We start from the raw sequence: 13,280 nt of genomic DNA, 5'->3' as shown, positions 1-13,280 counted from the left end.
TAGGTTTACTCCCTCCTTTTTCAAAAAATAAGCAAAAAGTGTACGTTTAAATGTAAATTACCACTTTAAACGTACACGTTATACGTTAATGTGCTTTATTTAGCCAGTACTAATGGCGAGAAGATGATATAAATAATTACAACTAAAGCAAGAATAATAGTGCCTGCAACGTAGCGATATTTCCAAGGTGTGATGTCCACTTTAGCTTTATTTATATTTAAATCAAATTCGTTAGATGGTTTCAATTTATTGAATATCATTACAATGATTAAATCAATAAAGAAAATCACACTAAATGTATAAAGATAATTAATTTGTGGGAATGCCAAGCTTACAATGACATATAAAATAATATGTGTAAACAGTGCTACTTTAGCACCTAACTTAGAGGTACGTCTAGAGAAGAATGCTACAAGCACTAATGCAAGAACTGGCATACTATAAACGCCGTTAAATTGTTGTACAATCGCATATAAACCACTTGGGAATAATGAGATAAATGGTGAAAGACCGACACAAATAGCACCAATTACGACTGTCGCAATATGTCCTACGCGGGCAATGTGTTTATCTGAGGCTTTCTTACCAAAGATGGGTTTATAGAAATCGTATGTGAATAATGTGGTTGTGCTGTTTAATGAACCGACAAATGAACTTAAGATGGCACCAAAGATAACAGCACCAAAGAGACCTAATGACCAATCTGGTAGAATGCTTTGGATTAACGCTGGATAAGCATTGTCATTTTTATCGATACCACCATTGAAATAATTATATGCAATGATACCAGGAATCACTGTGAAGATTGGACCAAATACTTTAAAGATACTTAAGTAAATGGCACCTTTTTGTGATTCTTGTAAGTTTTTAGCGGCGAGTGCTTTTTGAACGATCATTTGGTTCGCGCACCAGAAGAATAAGTTATTGAAAAACATACCAAAGAATAATGTTGGCCATGGGACGATATCTGAATCTACAGCCCCGAATGCATTCAGTTTCTCTGGAGTATGTTGTACGATATGGTCGAAACCTTTAACGAAACCACCATCGCCTACATGGTGTAGACCAATTAATGTAACAATCAAACCTCCAACGATTAAGCCAATACCGTAAATAGAGTCACTGAACGCGCTTATAGATAAACCACCTACAAAGAGGTAAAGCACACCAATAATACCAATCGTTAGTGAAATGATAATAGTGGCCGTCGTGTCACTTACGCCTAAATAATCTCCAACATGGAACATTTTATTAAATACTAAAGAACCTGAATATAAAACTACTGGCATAAATGATACAACATACGTAAAGATAAATAAGATTGATACAAAGCGTTTCGTAAATGTATCGTATCTCATCTCTAAGAATTCAGAAATGGTCGAAACACCATAACGTAAATATTTAGGAAGGAAGACCCATGCTAGTAAGACTACCGCTACGGCAGCAGTAATTTCCCACGCCATAACTTCCATACCTTTACCATAACTTTGACCATTCTGACCTACTAACTGTTCCGTCGATAGGTTGGTCATGATAATGGTTGAAGCAATTGTGAAACCTGTTAAGGTATTGCCTCCCATAAAATAACCATCTGCGCTATCGGTTTGTACTTTTTTCGAGCGCCAATACGCATAAACACTAATACCGATAACTACGCCTAAGAATAATAGAATCGCTATCCAATTCATACTTCTTTCGCTCTCCTTATAAAATTTTTAGAAATTGCAATCGTCATTCTTTGCAACAAAAAAACGTTAAATTCTCATTTAACGTTCCTATCCCCTTTGGCAGCTTGAAAATTTTATGAAACCTACTATATGATACTTATTTACATTAAAATAATTTTCGATACTTTTCCAATCATAAAACTTGTGCGTTTTTCATTTTAATGATTTTCAATAAATTTTACAACTCAATTTTTAATTAATTTAGATTAATTAATTATATTATGAAATTTATAATAATCCGCTAACCTTTTCGGCTAAAAATGAATAAATGACGCACAGAGGTTTACCGTCTGCAATTGTCTTGACTTCTAAATTTAAAAATTATACATTGTAAATATAGTATTAATATATGCACTAGGGGTGTTTTTTAACTGAGATGAGGCGCGTCCTCGAACCCTTTGAACCTGAACTAGTTCATACTAGCGTAGGAAAGTGTGGGATAAATTTTAGATGCCAATAGAGATGACAAATGTGTCAATCTCTTACTTATATATACATATCTATTATTTACGCAACTTTCCTAGTGAAGGTTGCGTATTTTTTTACTGTAAATGAAAGTGATGGAGGCTCGTGCAATGGCAAGAACAGTATTAGTAACAGGCGGTGGCCGTGGTTTAGGCGCAGTCATCGCAAGAACATTAGTGTCACAAGGATTTCAAGTTGTCATTAATTACAATAAGAGTAAAGAAGCTGCTGAACAGTTAGCAACTGAATTAGGTGATAACGCAATCGCACTACAAGCAAACGTGACGCAACGTGAAGAAGTGGAACGTTTAGTTAAAGAAGCGACAGCGCATTTCGGACAAATTGACGTAGTCGTGAACAATGCATTAGTTAACTTCAAGTTCGATCCCGTTGCTCAAAAAGCGTTTAAAGACTTAAGCTGGGAAGATTACCAACAACAAATTGATGGTACGTTAAAGGCAGCATTTAATGTCGCTCAAAGTGTTGTTCCTCAATTTATTGAACGCAAGTCTGGCAGTATCATCAGTATTGGTACGAACTTATTCCAAAATCCTGTCGTGCCATATCATGAATATACGACTGCTAAAGCCGGCTTAATCGGTTTCACACGTAATATTGCCGCTGAATTAGGTCAATATGGCATTACAGCAAATATGGTTTCTGGCGGTTTATTGAAAACAACTGACGCCAGTGCAGTAACAACACCAGAAGTGTTTGACTTAATCGCTCAAACAACACCATTACGTAAAGTAACGACACCTCAAGATGTGGCAAATATGGTAGCGTACTTAAGTTCTGAAGCCGCAAACGGAATTACCGGACAAAACATTACTGTTGATGGCGGTTTAACAATGAACTAATTCCTTTGAGTTAAATGCAACGTACTTAATACACGCGTTTTCCTCTATTTAATCAAGATCCCAACAACAAACTGGAGTGTTAGTGATTCATTATGAAGAAAGAGAAACAACAATTACACATTGGCATTTTAATTTATGGTTGCGGTCATCATCAGGCAGCTTGGCAACAAACTGATTCAAGCGTTGAACGTCTCGGTGATATTACCTATTATCAAGAGCTAGCTCAGCTTTCCGAGAGAGGACTTTTCGATGTCGTATTCTTTGCGGATAATCAGGCATTCAATCCAGGTTTCACGACAATGCCAAGTTTTTGGTTTGACCCACTCATTAACTTAACAGCTATTTCCCAGGTTACACATCATGTCGGTTTGGTACCCACTATCTCGAGTACATTTTCAAATCCATTCACGGTAGCGCGTCAGTTATTAAGTTTGGACCACATCACTGGCGGGCGCGTCGGTTGGAATTTAGTGACTTCTATGACAGATGTGGAGGCTCAGAACCACAGTATGGAGGCCTTGCCTGAGCATGCGGTTCGTTATGAAAAGGCGGACGAATTCGCTCGCGTCGTTAATGGGTTGTTTGAGTCATGGACTACTGAAGACTTTCAACCTAATCGTGAAGCAGGTACGTTGATGGATACGCCAACGATACAACCGCTTCATCATAAAGGTAAATACTTCCAAGTGCATGGGCCACTAACGACGCCACAAAGCCCACAAGGAAAGCCAGTTGCTATGCAAGCTGGCGCATCTAACCAAGGTATTGCTTTAGCTACGAAATATGCGGATGCCGTCTATTCAGTATCATGGAATTTGAAACAAGCGAAACGCTATCGTGAAAGACTTGATGCTCAAATGAAACATAACACAGAAAATCCAAGATATATTAAAGTCTTTCCAGGATTAGTAACCTATGTTGGACGCACGCATGAAGAAGCGGAAGCTAAAAAAGCAGAACTAGACGCATTACTCCCTGTCGAAACTGCTTTAAAGCAGTTAAGTTTCTTTGTCCAACAAGATTGTAGTCAATGGGAACTTGATGAACCTGTTCCTGAATTGCCACCGCTTGAAGCGTTTAGTGGACCAAAAGGTCGTTATGAAACCATCCTTGAAATCATTAATGACAAACAACCGACTGTTCGTGAATTACTGGGCTATTTAAATGCTGGAGGCGGCCATTTCACTTTAGTAGGCACACCTGAAGAAATCGTAGACGAAATGGAACAGTGGTTCAACGAAGGTGTCGCAGATGGCTTTAATTTAATGCCACCTTCCCTCCCACATAGCTTAAAAGACTTTGTAGAATTAATTGTTCCTGAATTACAACGTCGCGGTTTATATCGCACAGCGTACACAGGACATACCCTGAGAGATCACTTAGGGCTAAATTAGAAATTCAATAGAACTTGTTAATAAAGTTCTTTAAACTATTAAGACTGAAAGAAAACCCTTGTCAATCGAGGAAACGATATGCGTAACGACGGGAGTTTACTTCTTACTTATAGGAACACCTGAGCTAAAGCTCATGTGTAAGTACCACTAACTTCTAAAGAAGAAGTGGTACTTTAAGGCATGCATAAGGTGACGAAGAGTGAAAGAGTTTGCCTACAGTCTTAAGACATTCATTATTATCCAAATTCATTTATATCCAATATCCAATTTATTAATCCATATAATAGAAATTAACGTATAAAGGCGATGATGCTAACTTAGGAGCACCATCGCCTTATTTTGTACATAATAAAAGCGAGCCGTTTTTCAGGCTCGCTCTACTTTTAACAACGCTTAATATTTATAAGGGTCGTTATCTTTCTTATCTTTTAATTTTTTAGCTTCATCTTTTAAGAAATTATCGTCATGTTGTTCCTTTTCAAGATCTTTATTTAAGCCAATTGAATCATTATTGTTGTTGTGATTATATTTATCATTACGATGAGAGTTGCCCTCTTTGCCATAACGGTTATTATCGCGTTTATAATCTTCATCGTTAGTTAAAGTTCTACCGATATTGTTGTTGTCATCGTTACCGTTATTTAATGAGCGATACTCATGACGATCTGTGTCGTGACTGTAATTGCGGTCATCTTCGCGACGGTAACCATTGTCATCATATAAATGGTCACGATTGTGACGGTCATTGTCATTACTATGACGAGAATTGTCATGACTGCCATCATGTACATCGTGTTCGTCGTTTGAATAATGTTCTTTAATATAATCTTGTTCTTTTGCTTTATCTTCTTCATCTAAAATGAAGGCATTGTTACTAGCATTTACATCTTTACGATCTCTATCATTTCTATCGTGGTTGTCTCTATCATAACGGTTATCATTTCTATCATTATGATAGTCATTGTCACGATGACCTTGGTTAGTTACATTCGCATAACCATTGTTTCTGTTGTCATAGTTATTGTCGCGATGGTTGTCGTAGCTGTTGTTATGATCATCGTAACCATTGCCACGGTGATTGTCATAACCATTATTGCCATAATAATTGTTGTCATAGTCGTTATGTTTTTTAGCTTTTCTAACTAATAACATAATACCTGCGATTAACCATAAGATAGCACTAATCCAGTTTGTTGCTAGAGCTAAAATACCTGCGATAAGAATTAAAACACCTGCAACTTTATGTTTCTTACTAATTAAAAAGCCACCAATAATCGCTAAGATTAAAGGAATGATTGAGCCCCAAGTAAGAAAATCAATAAATTTACTTAACGCACCAACGCCTTGATTAATTTCACTTGTTGATACTTGGTTACCTTGTCTTTGTGTTTCAGTTACGACTTGTTCTCGGAAATCGGAATTACCTACGAACGGTCGAATTAATAGAAATAAAATTGCGAGTAACGCTTGTATAGCTACACCGACCCATGTCAGTATGTGTTCACCAACTCGGCTCACTTTATTATGTTCATGTCCATTCTTCGTTGAATAATCATATGTTTGATTTGCCATAATTACGCCTCCTTTTTTTGTCCTATACCCTGATGATAATGACGTTACTCTTATTTTTTGAAAAGTATTACAAATTTCCTTTTCAAAAAAATTAAAAATAATGATGGACAATGAGGTAATAAATGCGAGATGTAATCCAATACATCAAGGCGTAAATAGCAATGACCATGACAATCACACCGATATAGCTTGTCGCGAACACGCCCATATCCGTGATACTTAAAATACCTAATAGATTAAAAATATATTTAAATGCTACAGCAACATGAATCATGGCTACTAAAATCGGTAAAGCAAAAATCCATATAATTTGATGATTGATAGTCGATTTAATACGTTCGTCTTCGATTCCAACTTTCGCCATAATTTGATAATTACGCCGATCTTCATAACCTTCTGCAATATTTTTATAGTACATCATCAAGAAAGTACCAAGCAGCAATACAATAGAAACAACGGTACCAATAAATATCAATCCACCGTTGAATTCATATAATATGGACATCGTCTTCTCTCTAGTGTCAATATTAACTTTATATTTGTCCTCTAAATGACCTTTTATTTTATTAAAATGAGAAACATCCTTAGTCATAATATTAAAATTAATAAACGTCGTTTCATAAGTACTAAGTTGACGACTAGATGAATAAAGCCCATTCATATAATAATTTGCTATTTGATGGTAACGTTTACCATTAGGTGTTATTACCATTAGTCCTTCTGGCATTTGATAACTATAACTAAGATTATCTATTTGTTTCGCTTTAAATTGAGTCTTCATTAAATTAATCGTATTTAATTTTTTAAATATATGACTGGAACTAGCTAGGCCTACTTCATCTTTATTTAAGTTCACTTTATGCTTAGCTACTTTATTATAATCATTTTGCGTCATCAATAATAAATAAGGATTATTAAGTTGAAATCTAGCTGAGTTACTTGTTTCTTTATCAAATGTATGAGGAGAACGGTACGAACTAGCAATCATAGCTACTGGCAACTCTTTAAAGAAATCTATCTTCGCATTTTTCTCAATATCGTGTTCTAGGTTATGCACTTTACGTTGAACGTCCTTATCCGTTGTCACATTACCTTGAACTGACATCTTATATTGATCAGGCATTAGCTTGTAGATGCGTTTGTCTATATCACGATATGTTGTAATCGTCATCCCCAAAGTGACGATTAAAAATGTGCATAGAATAGAAATACTCGCGAGTCCGATAACATTCGTATTGATTCGAGACCTTAAACCAGAAATAATGAAAAAGTATTTCGGATGATAGTACAGTTTCGGTATTTTTTGTAGCCACTCAAGTAATAAAACGCCTAATGATATAAATAAACAATAAGTTCCTAACATGACTAGAAAGACGGCATTAAACAATTGAATTAATGATTGTGCTAATAACGCATCACTTAATGCAATTTTATAACTAATAGCTATGGCGATAACACCAATGACTAATACTATGTAGAGAATAGCCTTAGGTAACCGCCTCTCTGTTATTTGATGCTGCCGAATTAATTTAATAGGACTTTGGAACAATAGCTTAATGTTATTCATTATAAATAAGAACCCCATCAGCACTGCTAACATTAATAACGTAAAAAGCATCGCCTTCATATTAAATGGATAATCTATCAATGACATGCCAGTTTGATGCATTAATTTATTTAACAACATAAAGATTAAGGCACCGAATAAATAACCCCCTGAAATACTAAGCAACGCCACCACAATATATTGATAAATCATTTCCGCCAACATAATGAGTTGGAAATGTTTCTTCTCCATACCCAAAACCATATACATCGCTAATTCCTGTTGGCGTCGTTTCATCATAAAGCGGTTTGCATATAAAATAAAGATAAAACCTAACACGCTCATGAAGAAGTTACCTATTCCTATAAACGCCGGTAATGTCTCACTTCGTTTATGAACATACTCATTCATGTTTAAAGATAGTAGAATAAATTCAATACCAAAGATCATACTCAAAGCTAGGATAAACGGTATCATCACGTGACGCTGTGTTTTAAAGTTCTGACCAATCATCGTCCAAAGCATACGAAATGGCATCTTAGTCACCTCTTTCATTCAGAATGGCTAAACTATCCGCAATACGTTTCTGGAAATCTTGTTGCGATTCCTCTCCGCGATAAATCTCATGATATAAACGTCCATCTTTAATAAACAACACACGCTTTGCATAAGATGCATCCACTGCAGAATGCGTCACCATTAAGATTGTTTGATGGTGATTATTTATTTTTTTGAAAAGGTCCATAATATTCTTCGAAGTCTTTGAATCTAGCGCACCAGTTGGTTCATCGGCAAGTAATAAATTCGGTTCATTCATGAGCGCACGTCCAATAGCAATACGCTGTTGTTCCCCACCAGAAATTTGATAAGGATATTTGTCTAGTAATTTCTCAATGCCTAGTTCAGTGCTAAGTTGATCTAAACGTTGTTGCATGATTTTATGTGAGCGATTAGCTAAAACGAGTGGCATGAGCATATTATCTTTATTAGTCATGGTTGGTAGCACGTTGAAGTCTTGGAAGACGAAGCCTAAGTTATCACGACGGAAATGTGCGATTTGTTTGTTGCGTAGTTTGCGAATGTCTTGGTTGTTGATGGTAATGGTGCCTTCTGTGACTTTGTCGAATGTGGCGATGAGGTTAAGGAGGGTGGATTTACCTGAGCCTGATTCGCCCATGATTGCGACGAATTCGCCGTTGTCTATGGTTAGTGAGATGCCATTGAGGGCTGTGGTTGCGTTTAGGCCTCTACCGAATGTTTTCTTTACATTTCTTACGTCTAATAACATGTCTTCATTCTTCCTTTCTTTGAAAATGATTTTTTACATTTCTTATTAAAGTCATTTTAAGATAGATAGTCACTTGCTTAAGTTATTTCGCTTTCCTGTGGGAAAGGCTCAAGCCTGTAGTCTTGAGACTCTTTCTTTTCCACTAGGAGTCTCATAACTACGCTACGTTTTCTATCTTAAAATGCCTTCTACAATTACATTTACATATTTATCTCTTCAAAAAATCTGCTAACTGCACTATAATTATCTATCTTAAAATCACTTAAGTATGGGATGTTTAAATCTATTCACCGAAGTCTTTCACCAATTTCTTCTATATTTAATAAATCTAAAAGCAGGATATTTTTATGTTAATTCTATGATAAAACAAAAAAGGGCCAACAACATTGATATTTTCTTACAAATGTTGTTGGCTGGCTTACAATTTTGAAAGTTTAGTTTGATTGTGGGAAGTAGATGTGGAAGGTTGTGCCTGTTCCAAGATCTGAGTCGACATCGACTTTATGGTGAAGATGTCGCGAAATATGTTTTACGATGAAAAGGCCAATACCACTTGATTGGTCATTAAGGCGACCATTGTAACCTGAATAACCTTTATCGAATATTTTCGGCAAGTCGGCTTGGCTAATTCCAACGCCATTATCACGAATCGATAGCACTTTCGTTTTATTATTGAACTCAATCCAAATATCTTTTCCTCGCGCATATTTCAATGCATTATTTAGAATTTGTTCAATCATAATGCTACACCACTGGACGTCAGTTAACACTTCATCTTCACAACGCTCATAATGAATTTTTGTTTTCTGATCAATAAATTGAATTGAATATTTCATAATTAGGGGTCGCACGAGTTCATTAATTTTCACTTTTGAAAAGGACATGTCCGTCTCTTCATTCATCAATTTTAAATAACTTAGCGCAAGACTCGTATAGTTATCAATTTGAATAATCTCTTGGCGTACACGATTAACGACATTATCCTCATTACGTTCAAGTAACAACTTTGAAGCAGTAATCGGTGTCTTGATTTGATGGACCCATGTTAAAAAGTAGTTCTCCACATTGGCTTGATATTCAGTTTGATGACTTTTAACCTGTTGCAATTCTTCTTCAAGTTGTGTCATTGTTTCTTTCATATCTTCTTGTTCTTTAAAGCCACTTAATTGAATAAGCCAATAAATAATCATGACAAATAAAATAATCGCCGTACCTAACAGAAACGCGCTCATCGGTAAGCTAAATAAAAAGAAGATTAATAGAAACAATAATATTACGGCAATCACGATAATGATTTCATTTAATATCGATTTCATAAACGCTTTAAACATAGTCACTACACCTTATACCCAACATTTTTCTTCGTCTCTATTAAATCTTTCACGCCAATCGATTGTAACTTCTTACGTAAACGTGTCATATTCACGGCAAGTGTATTATCATCAATGAAATTTTCAGATTCCCAACACTTTTCAATTAAAGACGTACGACTAACATATTTACCTTCATTGCGAAACAGCATATGCAAGATTTGAAGTTCTGTGAAAGATAATTGCACAGATTCATCATTATGGTAAAGTGTCGCTTCATCAATAATTAGCTTACAGTTGTGCACAATAATCTCATTATTGGAGACTGCTAAATCATATGTGCGACGTAATAACGCTTGAATCTTCGCTACGGTTAAAGATAGGTTAAATGGCTTCTCAATAAAATCATCGCCACCCATTTGAATTGCCATAATCTGATCCATATTATCCGTACGTGAACTAATGAAGATAATCGGCACATTCGATGTCTTGCGAATTTCTTGGCACCAATGATAGCCATTGAATGTTGGTAAATTGATATCTAACAATACGAGTTGCGGTTGATGGGAGTTAAATAAATCAAGAATATTATCAAATTGTTTTGCTACAACTACTTCGTAATTCCACTTAGTTAGCTCATGTTCTAAACTTTCAGCGATTACTAAGTCATCTTCCACAATCAGTACTTTCATATTGCTCACCTTTCGTATCTGAATTTCTTAAATTTAATAAATTACTCTTTATCTTGCTCATCATAATCTGGATTAGAAATTTTATTTTTCTCTTTTTCTAATTCTGCTTTTTTCTCTTGTTCTTTTTTGTTACGTTTTCTTTCTTCTCTAATAGATAATGCGATAAATCCAATAATTAATAATGGAGATAACATAATTAATATCACAGGTGTTCACCTCTATTTATCAAATGATATTTTCGAATTACTTAGCCTTTATTTTACATCTTTTTCTTGAAAATGAATACGCATACACTGCGAGACATATTAAAAACCTCATCATAACAGTTAGTATGACGAGGCTTTGAACAATTACTTCCTATTTAATATATATTTTCTAATATCCTCTACAGTTATACTTTCAAAGATTTTTCGTTTAACTGCGTTTCGCTTTCCTACTCTCATCATACTGCCACTATAACTTCTTGGTGAGTAGTTCTCCCAGTAGTCTAATTGTTTAAATAATTCTTGCAATGTCTCCATACATTTACCACCTTTTCAAAAAATTGGGTAAATAAAATAGCCCTCCTTAAATAAGAAGCGCTTCCAGACATCTTCTTATCTCTCAGGAATTCCTGTTGGATTTAGCACCTCACGATGAACGCAGTTGCTGGAGCTTCATAGGGCCAAGTCCCTCCACTCACTCTTAATAAGACGAACTATTTTATTTAAATTCATTATAACCCACTTCTTAATTTCTGAAAAGGATTATGAAATTAATTCAAATAGAAAATATTATTAATTCTACAAATTAATAATTGTTTACAATACCTTTACTTAAAAATAACTTTATAATCATCTTAAATCAAATAAAGTTTCTTAATATAAATATGTAACAACTATTATATACATATTAGGGGGCTTTTTTTAAAATGAGTTTCATCAACAAATTTGGTAAAACAACTGTTGCAGGTTCAATCTTAGCTGCTTCTTTATTGGGAACATCACAAATTTCTTTCGCATCTAGTCCAGGTGCAGGTCCAGAAGAGCAACAAAATGACAATGGCGCTATCGCATTTGGTAACACTGAAAATCCTAAAAACGTTATCTTCATGGTTGGAGATGGCATGGGACCTTCTTACAACTCAGCTTACCGTTATTTCGCAGATAACCCAGATACTAAAGAATTAGATCAAACTGCATTTGATAAATATTTAAAAGGTACAAACCGTACAAATCCAAATGACCCTAAAGAAAACGTAACTGACTCAGCTGCAGGTGGTACAGCTTTCGCAACTGGTCACAAAACATACAATGGTGCTATTTCAGTAGACACTGATAAAAAACCTGTTAAATCAGTATTAGAACAAGCTAAAGAAGATGGTAAATCAACTGGTATCGTTACAACTGCCGAAGTTACTGATGCTACACCAGCTGTTTATGCATCTCACGTTGATAGCCGTGATAAAAAGGATGAAATCGCTCAACAATTCTTTAACGATAAGATTAATGGCCAACACAAAGCAGACGTTATCTTAGGTGGCGGTTCTAAATACTTCGGTAAAGAAAATGGCAACTTAACTGATAAATTCCAACAAGATGGTTACGATTATGTTACTAATAAAGATGAATTAGCAAACTCTCAAAGCGATCAAGTATTAGGTTTATTCTCTGAAAAAGATATGCCATTACAAATCGATGCACCTCAAGAAAATCCATTATTAGTAGATATGGAAAACAGTGCATTATCTAAATTAGAAAAAAATAACAAAGGTTTCTTCTTAATGGTAGAAGGTGCGTCAATCGATAAATCTGGTCACCCTAACGACATCACTGGTGTTATGTCAGAAATGAGTGGTTTCGAAAAAGCTTTCCAAAACGCTATCGATTACGCAAATACACACAAAGACACTTTAGTTGTTGCAACAGCTGACCACTCAACTGGTGGTTTATCAATCGCTAAAGGTAAAGACTACGTTTGGAACCCAGAAGCAATTCACAAAATGAAACACTCTGGTAGCTACATGACAAAACAAATTGCTGAAGGTAAAGACCCAGAAGAAGTTATCAATAACGGTTATGGAATCGACTTCCCTAGTGACCAATTAGATAAAGTCAAAGAAGCAGCGAAAGACTTAAAAGATGCTAAATCTAAAGCTAAAGACGACAAAGATCCTAAAGTCGCTGAAGCAACTACTAAATTACAAGATGCTATCCAAAAACCAATTAACGATGAATCACACACTGGTTGGACTACATACGGTCATACAGGTGAAGACGTAAACACTTACGCATACGGTCCTGGTGAAGATAGATTCGCTGGTAACATGGACAACACACAAAGCGCTAAAAACATCTTCGACTTCTTCGCAAACGACGTAGCAAGCCAACAAAATCAATAATAATGTGGAATATTGAAACAGGCGTTCTCTTAAGTGAGAGCGCCTG

At 35.4% G+C, this 13,280-nt stretch carries 11 protein-coding genes and 2 riboswitches; of the genes, 3 read left to right on the top strand and 8 right to left on the bottom strand.

Going from position 1 to position 13,280, the window contains the following annotated elements:
• Window positions 1–95 precede the first annotated feature (95 nt).
• On the bottom strand, window positions 96–1,688 hold the full coding sequence (locus CD128_RS03265; RefSeq protein WP_103328652.1) for a solute:sodium symporter family transporter: 1,593 nt from the start codon (window positions 1,686–1,688) through the stop codon (window positions 96–98).
• Between the two features lie 385 nt (window positions 1,689–2,073).
• Window positions 2,074–2,175: riboswitch (TPP riboswitch) on the top strand.
• A 127-nt stretch (window positions 2,176–2,302) separates the two neighbouring features.
• On the opposite strand from CD128_RS03265, the gene CD128_RS03260 reads away from it, so the two are divergent.
• Together CD128_RS03260 and CD128_RS03255 are read left to right on the top strand one after the other, a co-directional pair.
• Window positions 2,303–3,052, top strand: a complete 750-nt coding sequence (locus CD128_RS03260; protein WP_103328651.1) for a 3-oxoacyl-ACP reductase — start codon at window positions 2,303–2,305, stop codon at window positions 3,050–3,052.
• A gap of 92 nt (window positions 3,053–3,144) precedes the next feature.
• Complete coding sequence (locus CD128_RS03255; protein WP_197730764.1) at window positions 3,145–4,446, top strand: LLM class flavin-dependent oxidoreductase; 1,302 nt, start codon at window positions 3,145–3,147, stop codon at window positions 4,444–4,446.
• A 393-nt stretch (window positions 4,447–4,839) separates the two neighbouring features.
• Here CD128_RS03255 and CD128_RS03250 read toward each other — a convergent pair whose 3' ends face one another.
• The 7 genes from CD128_RS03250 to CD128_RS11780 all read right to left on the bottom strand — a co-directional run bounded on the left by CD128_RS03250 (window position 4,840) and on the right by CD128_RS11780 (window position 11,375).
• Window positions 4,840–6,018, bottom strand: a complete 1,179-nt coding sequence (locus CD128_RS03250) for a DUF4064 domain-containing protein (protein WP_103328649.1) — start codon at window positions 6,016–6,018, stop codon at window positions 4,840–4,842.
• Between the two features lie 91 nt (window positions 6,019–6,109).
• A complete protein-coding gene (locus CD128_RS03245) occupies window positions 6,110–8,101 on the bottom strand; it encodes an FtsX-like permease family protein (protein ID WP_103328648.1) in 1,992 nt (663 codons plus the stop codon).
• A 1-nt stretch (window position 8,102) separates the two neighbouring features.
• Window positions 8,103–8,852: an ABC transporter ATP-binding protein gene (locus CD128_RS03240; protein WP_103328647.1), complete on the bottom strand. Its 750-nt coding sequence runs from the start codon at window positions 8,850–8,852 to the stop codon at window positions 8,103–8,105.
• A gap of 434 nt (window positions 8,853–9,286) precedes the next feature.
• Entirely contained in the window at window positions 9,287–10,183 is an 897-nt protein-coding gene (locus CD128_RS03235) for a sensor histidine kinase (RefSeq protein WP_103328646.1), read from the bottom strand.
• A gap of 5 nt (window positions 10,184–10,188) precedes the next feature.
• Entirely contained in the window at window positions 10,189–10,854 is a 666-nt protein-coding gene (locus tag CD128_RS03230) for a response regulator transcription factor (protein ID WP_103328645.1), read from the bottom strand.
• Window positions 10,855–10,895: 41 nt separating this feature from the next.
• Window positions 10,896–11,060 carry a hypothetical protein gene (locus CD128_RS11785; RefSeq protein WP_167797479.1) on the bottom strand — a complete coding sequence of 55 codons (165 nt, stop codon included), beginning with the start codon at window positions 11,058–11,060 and terminating at the stop codon, window positions 10,896–10,898.
• 144 nt (window positions 11,061–11,204) lie between these two features.
• A complete protein-coding gene (locus tag CD128_RS11780) occupies window positions 11,205–11,375 on the bottom strand; it encodes a hypothetical protein (RefSeq protein ID WP_167797478.1) in 171 nt (56 codons plus the stop codon).
• A 72-nt stretch (window positions 11,376–11,447) separates the two neighbouring features.
• Window positions 11,448–11,548, bottom strand: a riboswitch (SAM riboswitch).
• 216 nt (window positions 11,549–11,764) lie between these two features.
• Between CD128_RS11780 and CD128_RS03225 the strand changes: the two genes are divergently transcribed.
• Window positions 11,765–13,234: an alkaline phosphatase gene (locus CD128_RS03225; RefSeq protein ID WP_103328644.1), complete on the top strand. Its 1,470-nt coding sequence runs from the start codon at window positions 11,765–11,767 to the stop codon at window positions 13,232–13,234.
• Window positions 13,235–13,280 lie beyond the last annotated feature (46 nt).

It is taken from the genome of Staphylococcus croceilyticus (assembly GCF_002902575.1).
Taxonomy (GTDB): domain Bacteria; phylum Bacillota; class Bacilli; order Staphylococcales; family Staphylococcaceae; genus Staphylococcus; species Staphylococcus croceilyticus.
Note: the sequence above shows the minus strand (reverse complement) of the source record. Positions and strands in the feature narration are given on the sequence as shown.